General features: G+C 31.4%; 25 protein-coding genes and 1 tRNA gene. All 26 read left to right on the forward strand.

What is annotated here, in order from left to right:
• Positions 1–14: 14 nt before the first annotated feature.
• The 26 genes from HZR23_RS10215 to HZR23_RS10340 all read left to right on the forward strand — a co-directional run bounded on the left by HZR23_RS10215 (position 15) and on the right by HZR23_RS10340 (position 22,752).
• Positions 15–917 carry a M50 family metallopeptidase gene (locus HZR23_RS10215; RefSeq protein ID WP_132849215.1) on the forward strand — a complete coding sequence of 301 codons (903 nt, stop codon included), beginning with the start codon at positions 15–17 and terminating at the stop codon, positions 915–917.
• 93 nt (positions 918–1,010) lie between these two features.
• Positions 1,011–2,846, forward strand: a complete 1,836-nt coding sequence (locus tag HZR23_RS10220; protein WP_132849216.1) for a TIGR03960 family B12-binding radical SAM protein — start codon at positions 1,011–1,013, stop codon at positions 2,844–2,846.
• A complete protein-coding gene (locus HZR23_RS10225; RefSeq protein ID WP_165913732.1) occupies positions 2,846–3,556 on the forward strand; it encodes a TIGR03936 family radical SAM-associated protein in 711 nt (236 codons plus the stop codon). Before HZR23_RS10220 ends, HZR23_RS10225 begins: the two co-directional genes overlap by 1 nt.
• A 37-nt stretch (positions 3,557–3,593) precedes the next feature.
• Positions 3,594–5,090 (forward strand): Rne/Rng family ribonuclease, encoded by a 1,497-nt coding sequence (locus tag HZR23_RS10230; protein WP_132849218.1) that lies wholly within the window; start codon positions 3,594–3,596, stop codon positions 5,088–5,090.
• A 120-nt stretch (positions 5,091–5,210) separates the two neighbouring features.
• Complete coding sequence (gene rplU / locus HZR23_RS10235) at positions 5,211–5,522, forward strand: 50S ribosomal protein L21 (protein WP_132849219.1); 312 nt, start codon at positions 5,211–5,213, stop codon at positions 5,520–5,522.
• 12 nt (positions 5,523–5,534) lie between these two features.
• Positions 5,535–5,867, forward strand: a complete 333-nt coding sequence (locus tag HZR23_RS10240) for a ribosomal-processing cysteine protease Prp (RefSeq protein ID WP_132849220.1) — start codon at positions 5,535–5,537, stop codon at positions 5,865–5,867.
• Between the two features lie 3 nt (positions 5,868–5,870).
• A complete protein-coding gene (rpmA, locus tag HZR23_RS10245) occupies positions 5,871–6,176 on the forward strand; it encodes a 50S ribosomal protein L27 (RefSeq protein WP_132849221.1) in 306 nt (101 codons plus the stop codon).
• 309 nt (positions 6,177–6,485) lie between these two features.
• Positions 6,486–7,376: a sigma-E processing peptidase SpoIIGA gene (gene spoIIGA / locus HZR23_RS10250; RefSeq protein ID WP_132849222.1), complete on the forward strand. Its 891-nt coding sequence runs from the start codon at positions 6,486–6,488 to the stop codon at positions 7,374–7,376.
• Positions 7,377–7,396: 20 nt separating this feature from the next.
• The gene (gene sigE, locus HZR23_RS10255) at positions 7,397–8,131 is read left to right on the forward strand and encodes an RNA polymerase sporulation sigma factor SigE (protein ID WP_132849223.1); all 735 of its coding nucleotides are present in this window, start codon (positions 7,397–7,399) and stop codon (positions 8,129–8,131) included.
• A gap of 138 nt (positions 8,132–8,269) precedes the next feature.
• A complete protein-coding gene (gene sigG, locus HZR23_RS10260; protein WP_132849243.1) occupies positions 8,270–9,043 on the forward strand; it encodes an RNA polymerase sporulation sigma factor SigG in 774 nt (257 codons plus the stop codon).
• Positions 9,044–9,174: 131 nt separating this feature from the next.
• Entirely contained in the window at positions 9,175–9,486 is a 312-nt protein-coding gene (locus HZR23_RS10265; RefSeq protein ID WP_132849224.1) for a YlmC/YmxH family sporulation protein, read from the forward strand.
• Positions 9,487–9,569: 83 nt separating this feature from the next.
• The gene (nrdR, locus tag HZR23_RS10270) at positions 9,570–10,031 is read left to right on the forward strand and encodes a transcriptional regulator NrdR (protein WP_132849225.1); all 462 of its coding nucleotides are present in this window, start codon (positions 9,570–9,572) and stop codon (positions 10,029–10,031) included.
• Positions 10,032–10,049: 18 nt separating this feature from the next.
• Complete coding sequence (locus tag HZR23_RS10275; RefSeq protein WP_132849226.1) at positions 10,050–10,739, forward strand: response regulator; 690 nt, start codon at positions 10,050–10,052, stop codon at positions 10,737–10,739.
• 9 nt (positions 10,740–10,748) lie between these two features.
• A complete protein-coding gene (pnpS, locus tag HZR23_RS10280) occupies positions 10,749–12,512 on the forward strand; it encodes a two-component system histidine kinase PnpS (RefSeq protein ID WP_132849227.1) in 1,764 nt (587 codons plus the stop codon).
• A gap of 204 nt (positions 12,513–12,716) precedes the next feature.
• On the forward strand, positions 12,717–13,475 hold the full coding sequence (locus HZR23_RS10285; protein WP_132849228.1) for a DUF1614 domain-containing protein: 759 nt from the start codon (positions 12,717–12,719) through the stop codon (positions 13,473–13,475).
• The gene (gene spoIIP / locus HZR23_RS10290) at positions 13,465–14,622 is read left to right on the forward strand and encodes a stage II sporulation protein P (RefSeq protein ID WP_132849229.1); all 1,158 of its coding nucleotides are present in this window, start codon (positions 13,465–13,467) and stop codon (positions 14,620–14,622) included. The genes HZR23_RS10285 and spoIIP overlap by 11 nt, the downstream gene beginning before the upstream one ends.
• 15 nt (positions 14,623–14,637) lie before the next feature.
• The gene (locus tag HZR23_RS10295) at positions 14,638–15,531 is read left to right on the forward strand and encodes a YIEGIA family protein (RefSeq protein WP_132849230.1); all 894 of its coding nucleotides are present in this window, start codon (positions 14,638–14,640) and stop codon (positions 15,529–15,531) included.
• A gap of 15 nt (positions 15,532–15,546) precedes the next feature.
• Positions 15,547–15,741, forward strand: coding sequence for a capping complex subunit for YIEGIA (locus HZR23_RS10300; protein ID WP_132849231.1), 195 nt, complete (start codon positions 15,547–15,549; stop codon positions 15,739–15,741).
• A gap of 21 nt (positions 15,742–15,762) precedes the next feature.
• Entirely contained in the window at positions 15,763–16,020 is a 258-nt protein-coding gene (locus HZR23_RS10305; protein WP_165913733.1) for a DUF3189 family protein, read from the forward strand.
• 23 nt (positions 16,021–16,043) lie between these two features.
• Positions 16,044–16,508 (forward strand): DUF3189 family protein, encoded by a 465-nt coding sequence (locus HZR23_RS10310; protein WP_132849233.1) that lies wholly within the window; start codon positions 16,044–16,046, stop codon positions 16,506–16,508.
• A 92-nt stretch (positions 16,509–16,600) separates the two neighbouring features.
• Positions 16,601–17,923: a DUF512 domain-containing protein gene (locus HZR23_RS10315; RefSeq protein ID WP_132849234.1), complete on the forward strand. Its 1,323-nt coding sequence runs from the start codon at positions 16,601–16,603 to the stop codon at positions 17,921–17,923.
• Positions 17,924–17,946: 23 nt separating this feature from the next.
• Positions 17,947–19,269 (forward strand): ribosome biogenesis GTPase Der, encoded by a 1,323-nt coding sequence (gene der / locus HZR23_RS10320; RefSeq protein ID WP_132849235.1) that lies wholly within the window; start codon positions 17,947–17,949, stop codon positions 19,267–19,269.
• 1 nt (position 19,270) lies between these two features.
• Positions 19,271–19,861, forward strand: a complete 591-nt coding sequence (gene plsY, locus HZR23_RS10325; protein WP_132849236.1) for a glycerol-3-phosphate 1-O-acyltransferase PlsY — start codon at positions 19,271–19,273, stop codon at positions 19,859–19,861.
• 13 nt (positions 19,862–19,874) lie between these two features.
• Positions 19,875–20,906 (forward strand): NAD(P)H-dependent glycerol-3-phosphate dehydrogenase, encoded by a 1,032-nt coding sequence (locus HZR23_RS10330; protein WP_132849237.1) that lies wholly within the window; start codon positions 19,875–19,877, stop codon positions 20,904–20,906.
• A 179-nt stretch (positions 20,907–21,085) separates the two neighbouring features.
• Entirely contained in the window at positions 21,086–22,561 is a 1,476-nt protein-coding gene (gene spoIVA / locus HZR23_RS10335; RefSeq protein WP_132849238.1) for a stage IV sporulation protein A, read from the forward strand.
• A 114-nt stretch (positions 22,562–22,675) separates the two neighbouring features.
• A tRNA-Pro gene (locus HZR23_RS10340) sits at positions 22,676–22,752 on the forward strand.
• Positions 22,753–22,933: the final 181 nt, after the last annotated feature.

The raw sequence follows: 22,933 nt of genomic DNA on the forward strand, positions 1-22,933 counted from the left end.
TTAGGTTTGATTAGATGATAAAATTAATTAAAATCTTTAATATTGAGCTAGAAATAAATTATTCACTTATACCCATTATAATATTGGGGATTTTTTTTGGATTCATTAAGGAGTTTGCAATTGTATTTACTATTGTAACCTTACATGAATTAGCCCATAGCCTCGTATCTAATTTTTATGGATACGAGGCTAAGACTATTGAATTATTTGCCTTAGGTGGTGTAGTTAGATCCGAAGAAATAAGCTTTATACATCCAAAAGAAGTAATTAATATTTCTATTTCAGGGCCATTACTTAATTTTTTATTTTTCTTTTTGGGGATAATAACTAAAAATATATTACTTTTAGAAATGCCACTATTAGATTTTTTTAATTATGCTAATTTAAGCTTAGGTCTATTCAATCTAATGCCAATAATACCACTAGATGGTGGAAGAATATTAAGAGCATATCTATGTAATTCTATGGATATAAAGAGGGCAACATATACAACAGTCTTTGTTGGAAAAGTATTATGCATGATAATATTTGTAATTGGAATTATATTAACAATTGAATCTATAAGAGGAATCACATTAATTGTTTTTGCAGTATATCTTTATTTTAAAAATGAGAAGGAAAAAGAAATAGTATCATTACAGCATATTCAGAAGGTTTTTTCAAAACCTAAAGGGTTAAATGAAAAAATAAATGTAAAAGTCAAATATATCATCGCTTATAAAGAAAGTAGTTTAAAGGATATATTAAAGGATCTATCAATAGGGTATTATTGTATTATTAGGGTTTTAAATAATAGAGGAAAATTTATTGGGGAACTAACAGAGGGAGAAATATTAGATGCTGTAATTAAATATGATAGCTTAACAACTTTGGGGGAATTATTAAATAACAAAGATGCAAAATATTTGAGAAGATAATACAAATAATAAAATATTTTCAAAATTGTCAACTTAGCATATACTTATTAAGTAGTTAAAAAACACAAAAGAAGATTTGAACGGAGGTTTATTATGGAAAAGGTTGATATTCATGACCTACTATATAAAGTAGAAAAGCCTGCTAGGTATTTAGGTAATGAGCTTAACAGTGTACATAAGGATATAAATGATGATACAATTCGATATGCCTTTTGTTTTCCTGACGTATATGAAATAGGTATGAGTCACTTAGGTATGCAAATTATTTATCATCTATTAAATGATAAAAAAAATATATTCTGTGAGAGAGTTTTTGCTCCAGCCGCGGACATGGAAAAGGAAATGAGGGAAAATGGAGTACCTCTATTTGGTCTTGAAAGTAGACAAGCATTAAATAACTTTGATTTTGTAGGTTTTACATTACAATATGAGCTTAGCTATTCAAATATATTAAATATGTTGGATTTAGCAAATATACCTCTATATAGTAAGGATAGGACAGAAAAACATCCAATTGTAATGGTAGGGGGACCCTGTGCATATAACCCTGAGCCAATTGCAGACTTTGTAGATATAGTTGTTTTAGGTGAAGGAGAAGAAGTTTTAATTGAACTTTTAGAGCTATACGAGGAAGAGAAAAAGAAGGGCTACAAAAAGTCAGAATATCTTGAAAGGGCAGCTCAAATTCAAGGAATATATGTACCTAGCTTATTTGAAGTAACATATATGGAAGATGGGAGAATTAAATCCTTTGAACCAATAAAGTCTAATATTCCTAGTAAAATTCAAAAGAGAATAATTAAAAATTTAGATGAGGTATTTTACCCAGAGCAAGTAATTGTACCTTATTTAAATGTAGTACATGATAGGGTTATGCTAGAAATATTTAGAGGGTGCATGCGGGGATGCAGGTTCTGTCAAGCGGGTATGATCTATAGGCCAGTAAGGGAAAAATCTGTGGATAGACTAGCAGATTTAGCAGAAAAATTAGTTACGTCCACAGGATATGAAGAAATATCCTTAGCTTCCCTTAGTACAAGTGATTATACTGAACTTCACAAGGTTGTAAGGCATTTAATAGATAAATATAGTAAGGATAAGATTGGATTATCTTTACCGTCTCTTAGACTAGACAATTTTTCATTAGAATTAATAAAAGAAATACAAAAGGTAAGAAAAACTGGATTAACCTTTGCACCAGAGGCTGGTAGTCAAAGACTTAGAGACGTTATAAATAAAGGGCTTACAGAGAGAGATTTAACAAATGCTGTAGAAAAGGCCTTTGCTTCAGGCTGGAGTAATGTAAAGCTTTACTTTATGCTAGGATTACCTACGGAAACTGATGAAGATTTACTTGGAATAAAAGATATGGCAGTAAAGGTTTTACATGTATTCTATAATACACCAAAGGAAGATAGAGCAAATAGTATTAATGTTACAGTTAGTACTTCTACATTTGTTCCAAAGCCATTTACACCTTTCCAATGGGAGCCTCAGATTTCATTAGAGGAGATTAAAAGAAAACAAGCCATATTAATCGAACAGTTAAAAAGAAAAAATCTTACTTATAACTACCATGAATCAAAAACTAGCTTATTAGAGGCTGTATTTGCAAGAGGAGATAGAAGATTATCTAAGGTATTAGAGGCAGCTTTTAGAAGCGGTTGTAAATTTGATGGATGGTATGAGTTTTTTAACTTTGATAAATGGATGGATGCATTTAAAGAAACAGGAATTGATCCGGATTTCTATACTAGAAAAAGAGAGTATGATGAATTACTACCTTGGGATCATATTAACGTAGGAGTAACTAAAGACTTTTTAATAAGAGAAAATGAAAGATCTAAGAATGCAGAGGTAACAGCTAACTGTCGCGAAAACTGTTCTGCCTGTGGGATTACTCAAAACTTTATAGGGGGTATATGTTAATGTTTAAAATACGCTCTAAGTTTTATAAAAAAGGAGATATGGTTTTTATTTCTCACTTAGATTTATTAAGGCTCTTTGAGAGAGCAATGAGAAGGGCCCAAATTCCTATAGCATATTCACAGGGTTTTAATCCACATCCAATAATGGCCTTTGCTACAGCCTTAAGTATTGGTATTTCTAGTGATGCGGAATATATAGATTTAACACTTTATGAAAATATGGATGAACAAGTATTTAAAGAAAAGTTAAATAAAGTGTTACCTGAAGGATTGAAATTAGTTGACAGTAAAGAAGTTCCATTAAAAGAGGCTTCTTTAATGTCAATTGTCAAAAGTTCGTCGTATTTAGTTCGATTTTTAATAGAAGATGAAATAAATAAAAACATTTTTGAAGAAAAATTGAAGGATTTTGAAAATTTAGATACAATTATAATAAAGAAAGAGAAAAGAAAAAGAAAAGGGAATAGATGGATTAACAATGTACAAGAAGTTAATATTAGAGAATCTATTAAAACTATTGAATTAGCAAATATTGATGGAAAAGAAGTATTAGTGAGGATGAAGCTAACCGCTGGTGAGGTTGGTAACATTAAACCTGAGATTGTAGTGGAAGAGCTAGCAAATCATGAAAATATAAACTATAATAAAGATTCTTTAAGAATTCATCGAATTAACCTACTAAATGAAGCTGAAGAAGATTTAATGAAGTAAAATTAAAAGCTATTTAGCAAGAAAGTTAGGTGCAAATATGAATGAAATTTTAGTTGATGTGGGTGTAAATGAAACACAATTGGCTTTTCTTGAAGATGGTGAACTGGTTGAATTTTATATCGAGAGAAAAAATAACAGAAGAATAGTAGGAAATATTTATAAGGGTAGAGTAATAAATGTATTGCCAGGCATGCAAGCGGCATTTGTAGATATTGGGCTAGAGAAAAATAGCTTTCTATATGTAAAAGACGCGGCACCTCAATTTATGTCAGAGGAAGAATTAAATTCTGAAAAGATTCAAATTAAGGATTTACTTAAGCCAGGACAAGAAATTGTTGTACAAGTTATTAAAGAGCCTATAGGTACAAAAGGGGCTAGGGTTACTACTCATATAACTCTACCAGGCAGATATTTAGTTTTAATGCCTAATATCGATTATATCGGAGTATCTAGAAGAATAATGAATGAAGATGAACGAAATAGGCTAAGATCAGAAATAGAACAAATTAAACCTAAAAATATGGGAGTAATAGTTAGAACAGTAGCTTTAGGAAAATCTAAGGAAAGCTTTAATGATGATATTAAGTTTCTTCTAAAGCTTTGGCATAAGATTGAAAAGGAAAAGATAATAGGTTACGCCCCAAGAATAATATATAAGGATTTTGACTTAATTAGTAAAACTATTAGGGATCAATTAAGCCATGAAATTAATCAATTAGTAATTAATGATAAGGAGCAATATGATAGTGCCATAGAGCTTGTTGAACTATTATCACCAAAGCTTAAGGATAGAGTTAAATATTATAATGAAGATGTTGAACTATTTCAATCATATAAAGTGGATTCTCAAATTAATAAGAATACAAACCGAAAAATATGGCTACAAAGTGGCGGTTATTTAGTAATTGATTCAACTGAGGCATTGACGGTTATAGATGTGAATACTGGTAAATATGTTGGAACTACGGATTTGGAAGACACTATATTAAAAACTAATTTAGAGGCAGCTAAGGAAATAGGGAAGCAACTTAGATTAAGGGACATAGGTGGAATTATAATAGTAGATTTTATAGATATGATTAAGGAATCAGATGAAAATAAGGTGTTGAAAGAGTTAGAGATTGCATTAAGTAAAGATAAAACAAAAACTAAAATATTAGGTATGACTAATCTCGGTTTAGTTGAAATTACAAGAAAAAAAGTTCGTCAAAGAATAGAGTCTTTAATACATAAAAAGTGCCCTTATTGCGATGGATCAGGTAGAATACTTTGTTCATATACAATTCTACAAAAAATTGAGAAGGAAATTCATCGTTTGTCTATACATACAAATTCAGAAGCAGTTTTAATCTCAGTAAATCAGGATACACTAGAAGTTATAGAGAAGGAAAAGCTTGTTATTGAGGAAATAGAAGATAAGGAAGGTATCAAATTATTCTTCATTGCTGACGATAAAATGCACCATAATAATTTTAAAGTTCATGCTATGGGTAAATTAGATAAAATATTGTCAATAATAGAAGAAAACAATTAGAAAACTTGACACTTAACAGCATGTATGATAATATATATTTCTGTAAGTAGCCGCACGAGTAAGGTTTTAAAACGTAAAGTACCTGTATTCGGCGAGACTGGGTTTGAGGAGGTGTAGTAAATGTACGCAATTATTGAAACTGGTGGAAAACAATACAAAGTGCAAGAAGGCGACACAGTATTTGTTGAAAAATTAGATGTTGCTGAAGGTGAAGTTGTAACACTAGAAAACGTTTTAGCTGTTTCTAAAGACGGTAGCTTAGTAATCGGTAGCCCTATAGTAGCAGGAGCAAAGGTTCAAGCTAAAGTTGAGAAGCAAGGTAAAGGTAAAAAAGTTGTTATCTTCAAGTATAAGTCTAAAAAAGACTATAGAAGAAAGCAAGGACATCGTCAACCATTTACTAAATTAGTGATTGAAAAAATCAATGCTTAGGATGTAAATGATATGATTAAAGTTCAAATTAAAAGAAGTAGAAATGGCGAAATACAATCATTTTCGATTAATGGTCATGCTAATGCAGATGAATACGGTAAAGATATCGTATGTGCTGCAGTATCAGTTTTAAGCCAAACAACTCTACTTGGATTACATGACATAGCAAAAATCGAAATAGACTTTAAAGTCCAAGATGGAAATTTGGAATGTAAATTACCTGTTAATTTGTCAAATGATAAAAGGCAAAAAGCCAATCTATTACTTGAAACAATGATTATGGGTATTAAGAATATATATGAAAGTTACTCAGAATATATTGCTATTCATGACAAGGAGGTGTAAGTCATGTTATTAAGAATTAATTTACAGTTATTCGCAAGTAAAAAAGGAGTAGGTTCTACTAAAAACGGCCGTGACAGTATTGCAAAAAGACTTGGAGTTAAAAGAGCTGATGGTCAATTCGTAACAGCTGGAAACATTTTAGTAAGACAAAGAGGAACTAAATTCCACCCTGGAACTAACGTAGGAATTGGTGGAGATGATACTCTATTTGCTTTAGTAGATGGAATCGTTAAGTTCGAAAGAAAAGGTAAAGACAAAAAGCAAGTAAGCATCTATCCAAAAGCTACTCAAGAAGTAGTTGCTCAATAATATAAATAACAGAGTGCTAGAGATTATTAAAATCTTTAGCACTTTTTTTTATACTCAAAAACAAGTTCTAGGAGCCACTTGAATTATATAGTTCATAATTATATGTAAAATAAATAAATGTTGGTTTTTTAATGTTTGCAAGATATAGATTACATAATTATATGTGGATAAGCAATAGGAGTTATATTTCGACTTCACGAATTGACAAAAAAGTTGGTAAATTTTTAATATAATATACATAAGTTAGAGTTTATATGAATATTTCTTATAATAATAGAATTGTCCCGTATGACATGGGGTGGGTAAAAAATGATTGTTTATGCAGAATACGTATTTCTAGAAAACTTTATAATGAATTATATAATATTGCACTTAACTAGTAAGTTTACTAAGAGGGAAACAAGTAAACGCAAGCTTTGTTTGGCAGCAGCAATAAGTGCTCTATATGCATTCGTTATCTTTTTTCCATCTTTACATTTTCTATTTTCAATGATTATGAAATTTGCATGTTCTATGTTAATAATTGTAATAGCATACACCCCATATAAGTTCAAGGATTTCTTTAGACTATTAGGTACCTTTTACTTAATAACTCTAATATTTGGCGGTGCAGGCTTTGCTATGTTTTATTTTACAAGTTTTAATGGAATTATAAGTAATGGGATTTTCTATACAACAGATGTTTCGCTAAAAAATATATTTATTGCATGTGGTGGAGCATATATTCTTATAAACTTTAGCTGGGGATATATTCAAAGACAAATGTCTAAGGATAAAGTATTTTTAAAAGTAAAAATACAAATTCATGATGAAATTGTAGAGTGTATTGGATTAGTTGATACAGGCAATGCACTTAAGGATCCACTAACTAATTATCCGGTTATAATAGTAGAATATGGAACATTAAAATGTTTATTGCCAGCAGAAATTTCTAATGTATTCAGTCACGCCAAATCCCCAAACCTAGATCAACTGTCAAACATTTACAGTAACCTTGATTGGGTGAAGAGAATCAGGATGATTCCATATAAAGCCTTAGGAACTGAAAACGGAATGCTAGTTGGAATTAAACCGGATCTTGTTCTAATCGAAAATGATAAGGATGTAAAAAATGTAACGAATATAATAATAGCTATATATAACAATGAACTATCTAAAGAAGGAGAATATAGAGCTTTACTTCATCCAGACTTATTATAATTTAACAGGGGGTAGAACGAATGGCAGGATATTTAAGTAGATTAAGAATTTCTTTACACTATAATATAATAAAAATATTAAATAAATTAGGTTTTTATTTGGAAGATACAATATATTATATAGGCGGTAGCGAAACTTTACCGCCACCCTTATCAAATGATGAGGAGAATTATTTAATTGAGAAACTAAAGGATGATCGAAGTACTGCTCGATCAATATTAATTGAGCGTAACCTTCGTTTGGTCGTTTATATAGCAAGAAAGTTTGAAAATACTGGTATAGGGGTTGAAGACTTAATATCTATTGGAACGATCGGATTAATAAAGGCGGTAAACACCTTTAACCCAGAGAAAAATATAAAACTTGCTACATATGCATCTAGATGTATTGAAAATGAGATTTTAATGTATTTAAGAAGAAATAATAAGGTGAGGATGGAAGTTTCATTTGATGAACCACTGAATATTGATTGGGATGGTAATGAATTACTTTTATCAGATATACTCGGTACTGAGAATGATATAACGTCTAAGTTACTGGAGGATGAAGTAGACAAAACCCTTTTAAAGGATGCATTAAATAAGCTAAATAATAGGGAAAAGAAAATTATGGAGTTAAGATTTGGATTACCAACTGGAAAAGAGAGAACTCAAAAAGAAGTGGCTGATTTATTAGGGATTTCTCAATCATATATTTCTAGATTAGAAAAGAGGATAATAATAAGATTAAAAAAAGAAATCAATAGACTAATATAAAAGTGACTATTCATCTGTATTTGTAAATGCGGATGATTTTTTTTATGATTTTTAAAGTCATATAATCGTATAAAAATAATTTATAGGTTAATAATCTAAATATTAAAGGGGTAATTCAAAGTGAAAGGACGGAATAATATGCATATAAACAAAGTAGAAATCTGCGGAGTAAACACATCAGAATTACCAGTGTTGACAAACAAAGAGATGAGGGGCCTCTTTGATCTAATAAAGAATGGGGATAATGAGGCTAGAGAAAAATTTATTCAAGGAAACTTAAGACTGGTACTGAGTGTCATTCAAAGATTTAACAATAGAGGAGAGCATGTGGATGATTTATTTCAGGTTGGGTGTATTGGTTTAATTAAGGCCATTGATAACTTTGATTTAAGTCATAATGTTAAGTTTTCTACATATGCTGTACCTATGATTATTGGTGAAATAAGAAGATATTTAAGGGATAATAATTCAATTAGAGTAAGTAGATCCTTAAGGGATACCGCATATAAAGCGTTACAAGTAAGAGATCAGTTAATTAACCTTAATTCCAAGGAACCAACAATATCAGAAATAGCTAGCAAGCTTGAATTACCAAGAGAAGAAGTTATCTTTGCCCTAGATGCAATTCAGGACCCGGTGTCACTATTTGAGCCTATATATCATGATAGCGGAGATACTATATTTGTTATGGATCAAGTAAGTGATAAAAAGAGCGAGGATGAGTGCTGGATTGATGGCATAGCTCTAAGAGAAGCAATGAGGAGATTAAATGATAGGGAAAAGTTAATTTTAAATTTAAGATTCTTTGAAGGAAGAACTCAGATGGAAGTGGCAGAAGAAATAGGTATATCACAGGCACAAGTGTCTAGATTAGAAAAAACAGCTGTAAGACATATGAAAAAATATATTTAGCAAATATGTAAGAAGTAGTCTTAAAATAGATTACTTCTTTTTTTATTGTTTAAGTAATAAATAATAAGATTAAAAACTATAAATATATAAAGGTTTGTCTCAATAAAAAATATCAGGAGGCTGATTATTATATGATAAAGGCATCAGATTTAACTCAAAAGGAAGTTATTAATATTAGTGATGGCAGAAGATTAGGGCTAATAGCGGATTTAGAGGTAGACTTAAAGAAAGGGAAAATAACTGCTATAATAGTTCCAAGAGAGGATAAGCCCTTTGGTTTATTTAGTAAGGAAGAGGACTTAGAGGTAAGGTGGGGAGAAATTAAAAAGATTGGAGAGGACGTAATATTAGTTGAGCTACTAAGTAACGTTGAAATAAATGGGGATAGAAATGCTAAATTAGTTAAAAGAGATTATATGGAAGATGCTGTAGAAGAGGATTAGTTATTTAATTATGTTAGACAATAAAATGTTAGTATATTATAATGAAAATACAACATATGGGATTAAGTGAAGGGAGGAGACCTATGAACTGTCCATTTTGTAATCATTATGATAGTAAGGTAGTTGATTCAAGACCTACTGAGGAAGGACAAGCAATAAGACGTAGAAGAGAGTGTATGGCTTGTTCTAAAAGGTTTACTACTTATGAAAAAATAGAACAAATTCCTCTAATGGTTGTAAAAAAGAGTGGGAATAGAGAGGCTTTTAATAGTAATAAAGTAATGAATGGAATACTTAAAGCTTGTGAGAAGCGACCAGTTTCCTTAAATGATATAGAGAAAATAGTAGATGATGTAGAAAAAGAAGTATATAATTCGATGGAAAAGGAAATAACAACAGAGCTAATTGGAGAACTTATAATAGAGCGAATTAAACGATTAGATGAGGTTGCTTATGTTCGATTTGCATCAGTTTATAGGGAATTTAAAGATATTAATACATTCATTGGTGAGTTAAAAAAACTATTAGATGAAAAAGGAAATTAAGCTAAAGGGGTGGGTTCTATGCTAAAGAAAAAAATACTAATAGTCGATGATGAAGAGCATATTTTAGAATTGATTAAGTTTAATCTAGAAAAAAACGGTTTTGAGGTCCTTTCTAGTGATAATGGAGAGGATTGCATACAAATACTAGAGGGCAATAGTGTTGACCTATTAGTATTGGACCTGATGTTACCTGGTATGGATGGTATTGATGTCTGTAAGGAAATTCGGAAAATAGATAAATTTAATAATTTACCTATTATTATGCTTACTGCAAAGGGTGAGGAAACAGACAGAATATTAGGCTTAGAATTAGGAGCAGATGATTATATTACTAAACCCTTTAGTGTACGAGAATTAGTTGCTAGAATTAAGGCTGTTTTAAGAAGAACAGACACTAAAGGAATTGATAAGCAGAAGATATTAAAGCTTAAGGGTATATCTTTAGATACTGAGAAGCATGAGGTAACTGTGGATGGTAATTTAGTAGATTTAACATTGAAGGAATTTGAACTATTAAAAATGCTAATTGCAAATCGAGGTAAAGTATTATCTAGAAACACACTTCTCGATGACATTTGGGGTTTTGATTATTTTGGAGAGACAAGAACAGTTGATGTGCATATAAGACATCTACGTAAAAAAATTGGTGATGATGAAACCGGGGAGTATATCGAAACAATCCGGGGAGTCGGATACAAGATGAAGTAGGTGATGGCTATGCAAAGAAAATTGTTTATTACATTTTCAGTTATACTCCTGTTAGCAATTCTGCTAACAGGATTTTTGTCTATGCATCTAATACGATCTAGCTATTTAGATGAATTAGAGGTTAGACTTGTTTCTAATGGAAGGCTAATAGAACAGCAGTTGGAAAAGGATAAAACAATTCTAACAAATTTAACTAGGCTTAGGAATATCGTTCATGATTATGGAAAAATAACAGAATCAAGGATTACGATTATAGATATTGATGGAAATGTGTTAGCAGATAGCTTTGTAGAAACCGGTGTTATTGAAAACCATATAAATAGGCCTGAGGTACAGTCTGCTCTAAATGGTGAAGTTGGAAGATCAGTACGTAAAAGTAAGACTGTTAATATTGATATGTTATATGTGTCCCTTCCTTTAAGGCAGATAGGTGAAAATTCTATAATCATTAGGTTAGCTGTTGACTTAATGGAAATAGAGAGAATCAATGGTATATTGTTTAGATATGTAGGTATTTCAATAATTTTTGGCCTGCTAATTTCTCTAATAACTGGTTTTAGGGTTATTAACAAGATAATTGAGCCTATTAAAGAAATAACAAAAGTCTCTAAAAAGATATCTGAAGGCCATCTAAATAGAAAGGTCCACGTAATATCAAACGATGAAATAGGGGAATTAGCTGATAATTTTAATATAATGGCTTCAAAACTAAAATTTACTATTGAGGAATTATCAAATAGCAATACTAAGTTTAAGGCTCTATTAACTAGTATGGTTAATCCAATAATAGCCATAGATAATAAAAGAAATGTTATTGTAATTAATCCAGCAGCTGAAACTTTATTTAATGTAAATGCTCAGGAGGTAATTGGGAAGCACATTTTAGAAATAGTTAGAAATAATGCGTTAGATGAAACATTTAAAAACATTTTTTTAAGTAATACAGAAACGAAGGTTGAAATACAAATAAAAGACCCTGATATAAAAACATTAAAGATATATACCAATCTTATAAAGTTAGAGGATGACCCAAATAAAACTATTGGGCTAGTAGCTATAATAGAGGATGTAACAGAAATAAGAAAGCTTGAAAAAATGAGATCAGACTTTGTTGCAAATGTTTCTCACGAGCTTAGAACTCCATTGACATCAATAAGTGGTTTTGTTGAGACATTAAAATCTGGAGCAATAGATGATGAAAAAACAAAAATGAGATTTTTAGATATTATTGAAATAGAGACCGAAAGATTAAGACGGTTAATTGATGATATATTAACTCTATCTGAAATTGAAAATACTAAAAGATCTCAGAAACAAGATTTTAATACAACTGAACTAATTGCAGAAGTTGAGCAAATAATTATGCCAATAGCAACAAATAAAAATGTTGAGGTAGTATCAGAAATTGAGCAGGGTCTACCTATGATTACTGGTAATCCAGATTGGTTTAAACAAATGCTAATTAATCTTATGGATAATGCCATAAAATATACACCAGAGGGAGGATTAGTTAATTTAAGTGCCTACTCGAAATATAATAAAATCATTATAAGTGTAAAGGATACAGGCATTGGAATACCTAAACAGGATATACCAAGATTATTTGAAAGGTTTTATAGAATAGATAAAGCTAGAACTAGAAAAATAGGTGGAACTGGATTAGGTTTAGCTATAGTTAAGCATATAGCTTTATCCTTTAATGCAACAATTAAGGTAAATAGTGATCTTGGAAAAGGAACAGAGTTTATAATTATTATTCCAACAAAAGCTTAATTATAAGTTAAATTTTAAATAGTAAGAGCTAGTATGTAAAATATGCTAGCTTTTACTATTTTTGTATTTTGATTAAACTTTAATAGAGCCGATGAGTATATACTAAATGGATAATTTGGAATAATTTAAACTTCATAGATTTTTTTCCATAAGGGAAATATATAAGTATCTAAGGCAATATTTAATTTTAAGGAGGAATGATTAATGTCTTTAGGTACAATTTTATTAATTGGTATAACTGTTTTAATTTTTATGGGTTTGGCTGAAAGAGTTTTAGATAGATTACGATTAAGTGACAAAGCAGCAATTACTATTATTATTGCTATGGTTTTAGCCTCAATATTCATTCCAGATATTAATATTACAGAAAGAGTCTCATTTAACATAGGTGGATTTATAATTCCTATGGGACTTGCAATTTATCTGTTTGTTAAAGCGGAAACAGGCAAAGAAAAATGGAGAGCAGTAATTGCAGCTATTGTTGCTGGAACAGCTATATGGCTAGTTCAAAGATATGTTTTACCAGCTGAACCTGAAGCACAACGTATTGATCCTAACTATGTATACGGAATTATGGGTGGTTTGATAGCATATATATTAGGTCGTTCAAGAAGATCAGCCTTCGTTGCAGGTATAGTAGGGGTATTTTTAAGTGATACTATTCAGCTTGTATACAATATAATAAATGGGCTTAATACGCCAACTAGATATGGTGGAGCAGGTGCCTTTGATACTGCAATGATTGCAGGGGTATTAGCAGTAATTATTGCGGAGGTTGTAGGTGAAACTAGAGAAAGATTACAAGGTGGTACAAGTAAAAAGGACATGCATTTTGAAAAAGGACACTTTGTTAGTTCATTAGGTAATGATGATAAAACTTTTAGGGATAAAAAAGATAATATTATAAATATTTCTTTACAGCAAAATGATAAAAATGACGGAGGTGATCAAGATGAGAAGTAAAAGATTTTTAATTGTATTATTAATCCTCTTATTAACATCTGTTCAATTCGCATATGCTGACGATTGGTATGGTCAATATGGCAATTATTTTACTGTATATAACACTAAGGATAATTCTGTTTTATTCAAAACTGCTAGAGAGGTACGACAAGGAGATCAATATTTAAGTGCTGATAATAATATGTACAAGGTTACTAGAGTTAATAGCAGAGAACAAAGAGCTTACGCAGAATTCATTGAACAAATTACATTACCAACTATAAATGAAGATGTATTTGCACAGTTTCAGGATGCCCTTAGAAGTGGAGAAGGTTTGGCTATGATACTAGAAGCCCAAGCCCAAGAACAGGAAAATAGAAAAGTGGGTATATACTGTACTCATAGCTCTGAATCCTATGTTCCTACGGATGGTACTGAAAGTACAGAGGGTGGCGGTGGAATTTTACAAGTTGCGGAAAGATTAAAGGCGGGCTTTGAACAAAATGGAGTAAATGCTACTTTCGATAATACTTCCCATGACCCACATGATGCAGGTGCATACACTAGATCTAGAAGAACAGCAGCACAATTATTAAGAGAACATCAACCCACATCATTAATTGATGTCCATAGGGATGCTATACCTCCAGAGGAATACACTACTGAAATAAATGGAGAGCCTGCATCTAAGGTTAGACTAGTAGTAGGTGGAAGAAACCAGAACTTCTCGGCAAATGAAGAAACAGCACTTCAAGCAAAGGCTGTAGCGGATAAAATGTACCCTGGGTTAATAAAAGATATTTTCTACGCACAAGGAAACTATAATCAAGACTTAACTCCAAGGGCTATGCTATTAGAGATGGGAACAGCAGAGCAGGATAGGGCTCTACCAGAAAAAAGTGCAACCCTATTTTCTGAGGTGTTAACTACAGCATTCTTTGGTGGAACATTTACAGATCAGACCGATGGTGAAACTGAGTCTGCAAGACCTATTAGGGATACTAATAGAGGTAGCTCAAGAGGAATAATTGTTACAGTATTGATAGTAGGTGCAGCGGCATTAGCCTTCTTATTTATAAGTAGTGGTGGTAAAGAATGGAAGTCTAAACTGGGACGATTTAAAGAAGAATTTAATAACTTCTTAGGTAGAGTAAGAAGGAAAAAATAGATAGGTGGATGAAAATTGGATAAAGATTTTATTGCAATATTGATTTCATTTGTAATGGGGATAATGGCTAGGACATATATGATGAAAATCGACTATAGACAATATCCGACTTATCCCCAGTCCTATCTGTCCCATTTGACCTTAGGGTTTATAGCTGCAGGCTTAGGTGCCGTTGTAATTCCAGCTTTTTCACAAAAAGAGTATATGGCAATTACTTTTTTGGCTCTAGCTGCCCAGCATTTTAGAGATGTTAGAAGTCTTGAACGTCAAAGTCTAGATAATATTGAACCAACAGAGCTTGTACCTAGAGGGACAGCATATATAGAGGATATAGCTAAAAGGTTTGAAGCAAGAAATTATATGTCTATATTAACTGCTACAGGAACAGGTGCAGGCTTCTATTTGGCTGGTTACTTTGGTAATAGCACTATAGTAGCTGTTGTTATAGGAGCTATAGTGGGAGTAGTCTTTATAGTAGGTTTGAATAGACTTCTGAAGGTTAATGTAATTCAAGATATTGCTGATGTAAAGCCTGTAGATATTACTTTTGAGGGCCCATTATTAAAGTTAGCTGATACCATTGTTATGAATATCGGATTAAAATCTTCAAGAGAAATATATTTAAAAAATGGTGTAGCAGTTGAAATAACGCCTAAAAATAAATATGCCGCTGCAATTTTGTCAAACATTGGTCAAAGACAAGCAATACAGCATAATTCGGCTATAATGCTAGGAATTAGGAAAGATGTTGATGAACCTGATTTCACACCTATTGCAAGGTTAAATCCCAAAAATGGTAATGTTGTAATGGCTATAGTAGTAAGAGATCCTGATATTAAGAAATATGTTGAAGCAGTTAAAAGCACTCCGGTTTTAGAGAGCTCCAAAAGAAAACCTATAGATAATTAAAAGGGGCTGAAAACTATGAAGTTTGGAATAAAGGAGTTAATTATAGCGATAATTACAACTAATAAAGAATTTGTAGATAGTTCTACGGCTCCTGTTTTCATTGCACAAAATGAAGAAGAAAAAGAGCGTATAGCTTTATTAGTTTCGAAAACTACAATGGGAATGGTTCACGATATTGGACATGGAACATATATAATAGTAAAACATTAATGTTTACTGAAGGTGATCGAATTGAAAATTATTTACACAACAAAGAAGGATAATTATGCAGCTGTAAAAGCTGCATATCTTCATTTAAATTTAACTAATGATTTTAATAAAGAAGATGTAGAAATGGAGCCTATGAGATTTTATTACTTAGGTTTAGATAAAGAAGATAATGAAATATATGTCGTAAATTACTTTAAAAATAAGCATATATACAATAATATTGTTGAAGGCTTAGCCAGATTATATAATCAAGGTGTTTTAATTGTTGATATTGATTAGAATATGACTAAGTAGGTGTTTAGATGAAAATTTTTTACTGTTGTTATGGTGGAGCCCATACATCTGTAGTTGCTGCATCAGTACATTTAGGATATTTACCCTCAGACCGTATACCTACAACAGAAGAGGTTTTATCGATACCGAATTATGATAAAAGTCCTAATCTAAAGGTAGGCACACCTCTTTTCATGGGAGTTGATGAATTCGCAAATGAGGTTTTTGTAATGGGAATGGGTCATAATCGAGACTATTTTGCAAAATTAACCTATGAGTACTCCCGATTATTATCAAATGGAGATACTTCTGGTATTAGAATAATAAATGCCCTTTCTTGTATAAACAATTATATTAGATTGGGTGGATTTTTATCTAGAAGGGTAAACTTGGTTAAAATAGGTAGGCCTATAACAGTTTATGGTATAAGAAAAAATTATAAATACTTTGTTGCACTAGTAAAAAATTTTAAAAGTACAATAAACATTGACTGATGTAAAGCTACAATGCTAATATAGTATTTGGAAATTGATGAAAATTGTATAATATTAGTATCAAACTAAAGAATTTAAAGTGGGTGTCATATTTGAAAGAAACAAATGTTAAGAATATAATAAGTAAAGTATATCCAAATAGTATAGCAGAAGAGGTAGGAATTGAAGTAGGAGATGTGCTTGTAAGTATTAATGGCGAAGAAATTGAAGATATAATTGAATATAAGTTTTTTTTATCAGATGAATATTTAGAAATTGCTATAGAAAAAGCAGATGGAGAAATATGGGATATAGAAATTGAAAAGGATTATGATGAGGACTTGGGTATAGAATTTGAGAACCCAACAATTTGTGATGCGAGAAGTTGTAGAAATAAATGTATTTTTTGTTTTATTGACCAATTACCAAAAGACATGAGAGATAGCCTTTACTTTAAAGATGATGACTCAAGGCTATCATTTTTATTAGGAAATTACATTACATTAACAAATATGAGTGATGATGACATAAATAAAATTATTAGTTATAGAATTAGCCCTATAAATATTTCTGTTCATACAACAAATGGTGATTTAAGAAAAAAAATGCTTAATAATAAGTTTGCGGGGAAAATATTAGATATTATACATAGATTTTCAGAAAACGATATTAATATGAATTGTCAAATAGTATTATGTCCGGATATTAATGATAAGCAGGAGTTAGATAAAACTATACAAGATTTAGGAAAATATGCAGATAATATTAATAGTGTAGCCGTAGTACCAGTAGGATTAACTAGATTTAGGGAAGGACTATTTAATCTAAGAACATTCACTAAGGATGAGGCTATTGAAGTTATTAATCAGGTTGTAAACTATCAAAAACAATTTAAAAAGAGTCTAGGAAGAAATTTTGTGCATTTAGCAGATGAGTTTTATATACTAGCTGATATACCTTTTCCACCATATAATAGTTACGATGATTTCCATCAGTTAGAAAATGGAGTAGGCTTAGTTGTAAAATTTCAGCAAGAATTTTATGATGCATTAAATAGAATTAATAGTGACAAGAAACAAAATAAAAAAATAACAGTAGTTACCGGAGAAATAGCATATAGAATAATTAAGAATTTATGTGATGATTTAATGAGAAAAGTTAATAATCTCAATATAGAGGTTATTAAAGTAGTTAATCATTTCTTTGGAGGATATGTAACAGTAAGCGGCCTAGTTACTGGACAGGATATTTTAGATGCACTTAAGGACGTTGATTTGGGTGCAAAATTAATAATACCTGAATCTATGCTTAAATCTGGGGAAGAGGTTTTTCTAGACGACATAACTATTAGTGATTTAAAAAATAGGCTAAATAGAGAAGTAGTAGTAAGTTCAGTAGATGGTGCTGAATTTGTAAAGAAATTACTAAATGATTAAAGGAAAATGAAGAGGTGATATAAATGGCAAGACCAATGGTTGCTGTAGTTGGAAGACCTAATGTAGGAAAATCTACTTTTTTTAATAAAGTAGCTGGAAAGAGAATTTCTATAGTTGAGGACAAACCAGGTGTAACAAGAGACAGAATTTATACTGAGGTTGAATGGCTAAGCTATAATTTTACTATGATTGATACTGGGGGAATTGAGCCAGATTCCGATGAGATAATTCCTGCTCAAATGAGAAGACAAGCAGAACTAGCAATTGAAACTGCTAACGTAATTTTATTTATGCTAGATGGTAGAGCGGGCTTAACATCTGCGGATAGAGAAATAGCAGATATGCTTAGAAAATCTAAAAAGCCTGTTGTATTAGCTATAAATAAAGTTGATACAAAAGAAAAATCAGACTATTTCTATGATTACTATGAGCTAGGCCTAGGAGACCCTAATGAAATATCATCCTCCCTTGGATTAGGGATAGGTGATTTATTAGATGAGATTGTTAAACATTTCGCTTCAATTGAAGAAAATGAGTACGATGAAGAGGTTATAAAGGTAGCAGTGATTGGAAAACCGAATGTAGGTAAATCATCTCTCATTAATCGTATTCTAGGTGAAGATAGGGTTATAGTAAGTGATATAGCAGGTACTACAAGAGATGCAATAGATACACCTTTTACTCACGGTGAGGATCAATACGTTCTAATAGATACGGCCGGGATAAGACGCAAGAGTAAAATTACAGAGGATGTAGAAAAGTATAGTGTAATTCGAGCTATAGCAGCTGTAGAAAGAGCAGATGTGTGTTTACTAGTTATTGACGCTTCCGAAGGTGTTACGGAACAGGATAAAAAAATAGCTGGGTATAGTCATGATAATGGAAAGGGTTTAATCATAGTAATAAATAAATGGGATCTTATTGAAAAGGATACCCATACTATGAATGAGTTTACTAAGACAATAAGAGAAGAGCTTGCTTTCTGTCCTTACGCACCTATACTATTTATTTCTGCCTTAACTGGACAAAGAACAAATAAAATTTTAGAACAAGTTAAATATGTTGCAAATCAAAATGCTATGAGAATTCAAACAGGTACTTTAAATGAGGTTATCGGTGAAGCTATATTATTACATCAAGCACCTTCAGATAAAGGAAAACAATTAAAAATATTCTATGGTACTCAAGCAGCGGTTAAACCACCTACATTTGTCCTATTTATAAATGATAGGGAATTAATGCATTTTTCATATGAGAGATATATTGAAAATAGAATAAGAGAATATTTTAATTTTGAAGGTACTCCAATAAGATTTATATATAGAGAAAAAACCGGGGGGCAATAACATGACCATTTTCATAGTAGTTGTTGCATATTTAATTGGTAATATTTCTACTTCCTTTATTGTGGCTAAATTAATGGCAGATGTTGATATTAGAAGTGTAGGAAGTGGTAATGCAGGATCTACTAATGTTCTTAGAACACTGGGTAAAAAAGCAGCAGCTATTACCTTTTTAGGAGATAGCTTAAAAGGTGTTGTTGCAGTATTAATAGCAAGATTTTTTGGACTACATGAAAATATAGAGCTATTTGCAGGAATCTCTGTTGTAATTGGTCATAATTGGCCTGTATTTTTAAAATTCAAAGGCGGAAAGGGTATTGCAACTACTATTGGAGTTACCCTGGCCATTAATTATATCGCGGCACTTATATGTCTTTCTATCGGAATAGCAATATTAATACGTACAAAATATGTGTCATTAGCTTCAATTACCGCTATCACTATTTTTCCAATATTTTTGTTCTTCCAAAGCAGAGAGTATTTTATTTTTGCATTAATACTGTGCTTACTTGCTATATATAGACATAGGGAAAATATTCAGAGGTTATTAAATGGTACAGAAAGAAAGATTGGGGAAAAAGCAGGAGTTAGATAAGGGAGGGATAATTATGACTAATTATACTATTGCCGTACTAGGGGCAGGTAGTTGGGGAACTGCTTTAGCACACCTTCTAGCCAACAAAGGTTATCAAGTTAATTTGTGGATGAGAAGTAATATTCAATATAATACTATGGTTGAAACTAAAGAAAATAAAAAGTATTTACCTGGGATACAGTTATCAGCTTCTTTATCATATCATCTAGATATAGAAAAGGCATTATCAGGTGCTAAAATTATTTTAGTCGCAGTGCCTACTCAGCAAGTGAGAGGTCTATTAAAATCCTGTAAGCAGTTTATAAATAAAGATCAGGTTATAGTTAATGTTGCTAAGGGATTAGAGCAGGGTACTCACTATAGAATTTCTGAAGTTGTTAAGGAAGAGCTAAATGACCAACCCTATGCAATCCTTTCAGGACCCTCTCATGCGGAAGAAGTGGCAAAAAATATGCCAACTACAGTAGTAGTAGCCTCGAAGGAGAGAGGAATTGCTGAATTTGTACAGAATACTTTTATGACTGATGATTTTAGAGTTTATACAAATCCAGATGTAGTTGGAGTAGAATTAGGTGGTGCCCTTAAAAACGTAATAGCTTTTGGAGCTGGGATCGTTGATGGATTAGGTTTTGGTGACAATGCAAAGGCAGCTTTAATGACTAGAGGGATAAGAGAAATAGCTCGTCTAGGAAGTTCTATGGGTGCTAATGTTTATACTTTTGCTGGGCTATCAGGAATTGGTGACCTTATAGTAACATGTACAAGTATGCATAGTAGAAATAGAAGAGCTGGTATTTTAATAGGTCAGGGTAAGTCACTAAATGAGACACTTGAAGAAATAGGTATGGTTGTTGAGGGTATAACTACGACAAAAGTTGCCTATGAATTATCGGTTAAAAATAATATTGATATGCCAATAACAGAACAAATAAATAATGTACTTTATGGAGATTTTAATGTTAAGGAAGCAGTAATTAACTTAATGACGAGAAATAAGAAACAAGAAATTGAAGAAGTAATAGCTGAAGAGCTAATAGCATGGTAAAAGTTTATCCTTTGGATAAACTTTTTTTTCTTATGGATAAATAATTAGCATAAAATGGACGTTTAATAAATATAAAACTAGTAAGGATATGATTGTCATATTATTATGTAATAATCATATATTTATAATGTTAATAGTATGGATGTCTAACTTTTATCCAGACAAGAGGAGGGAATGTTGTGGAAAAATATAGCATATACAGTGATATAGCACAACGTACACAAGGGGATATTTACATAGGCGTGGTAGGTCCAGTAAGAACGGGAAAATCAACTCTTATAAAGAGGATGATGGATTTACTTGTTTTACCAAACATTGATAACGCCTATAAAAAGGAAAGAGCTAAGGATGAATTACCACAAAGTGGTGCAGGAAAAACTATTACAACTACTGAACCTAAATTTGTTCCTAATGAAGCAGTAGAATTATTCTTAAAAGAAAATGCTTCGTTCAAGTTAAGAATGATTGACTGTGTCGGTTATTTAGTTGATGGAGCTTTAGGACATCAGGAAAATGGTAGTCCAAGAATGGTAAATACACCATGGTTCGAAAAGCAAATACCTTTTGAAGAGGCAGCGGAAATCGGAACTAAAAAAGTAATTACAGAGCATTCCACTATTGGTCTAGTGGTAACAACAGATGGCTCAGTGACGGACATCGATAGAAATAGTTATATTAAGGCAGAGGAAAGAGTTATTAGAGAGCTTAAAGAAATTGATAAGCCATTTGTAATTGTATTAAATACAAAATATCCTCAGTCTGAAGAAGCTCAAACACTGAAAAATAGGTTAGAGGAAAAGTATGAAGTATCAGTTGTAGCTAAGGACTGTGCTTTAATGAATGTTGATGACATGAATGAGATTTTAGAATCAGTTTTATTTGAGTTCCCAATCAATGAAATTAATGTTAACTTACCTGCTTGGGTTGAAAGTATTGAATCTACCCATTGGTTAAAGGGATCAATAGTAAATGGAATTAAGACTATGCTTACAAACGTTAGAAAATTAAAAGATATTTCATTATTCGTAAATGGACTAAATGATGTGGAGAATATTGAAAGTGTAGCACTAAAAAATATTAAAATGGGTGACGGCTCTGCCCTTGTAGAATTAAAAACAGATAATAACTTATTCTATACAATTCTTAATGAAAAGACAGGATATAACATTGAAGGTGAGCACCAATTAATTGGTATGATATCTGAACTATCTAAGGCTAAGAGAGAATATGACAAGGTTGCTAAAGCTCTAGAAGCAGTTAAGACTTTGGGTTATGGTGTTGTACCACCATCATTTGACGAACTGACTCTAGAAGAACCTGAAATATTTAGACAAGGAAATCAGTTTGGTGTTAAATTAAGAGCTAACGCTCCTTCACTCCACTTTATTAGAGCTGATATCAATACTGAGGTCTCACCAGTAGTTGGTACTGAAAAGCAAAGTGAAGAATTAGTTAGATATTTATTAGAAGAGTTCGAACAAAATCCAGAAAAAATTTGGGAAACAAATATGTTTGGTAAATCATTACACGACTTAGTAAAAGAACAATTACAAAATAAACTATACTTGATGCCAGAAGACACTAGAATGAAGCTACAAAAAACTTTACAAAAAATTATTAATGAAGGAAACGGTTTAATAGCTATAATCCTTTAGGTAAGTGTCAATAATTAAACGAGGTAATCATTTACCTCGTTTAATAGTTTGCACTAATAATACAACTATTGACAAAGACAATAAGCTCCATTTAAAATTAAATAGTACATTTAACTGGCTGTAGCGCAGCTTGGTAGCGCGCCAGAATGGGGTTCTGGAGGTCGCAGGTTCAATTCCTGTCAGCCAGACCAGTATATTATATTAGATGTAGTTACACTACAAAAACCATCTAACTAGATTTTCTAGGCAAGGTGGTTTTTTTGTTGTCTAGATTAATTGTAAGTAAATATTTTAATTTTTGAAAGATCTAATAATTTATGAAAGAATTTTATAAACATAAAGGAGTATCTATCATTATTCCGCCATGTAAGA

This window comes from Serpentinicella alkaliphila (assembly GCF_018141405.1).
Classification (GTDB): domain Bacteria; phylum Bacillota; class Clostridia; order Peptostreptococcales; family Natronincolaceae; genus Serpentinicella; species Serpentinicella alkaliphila.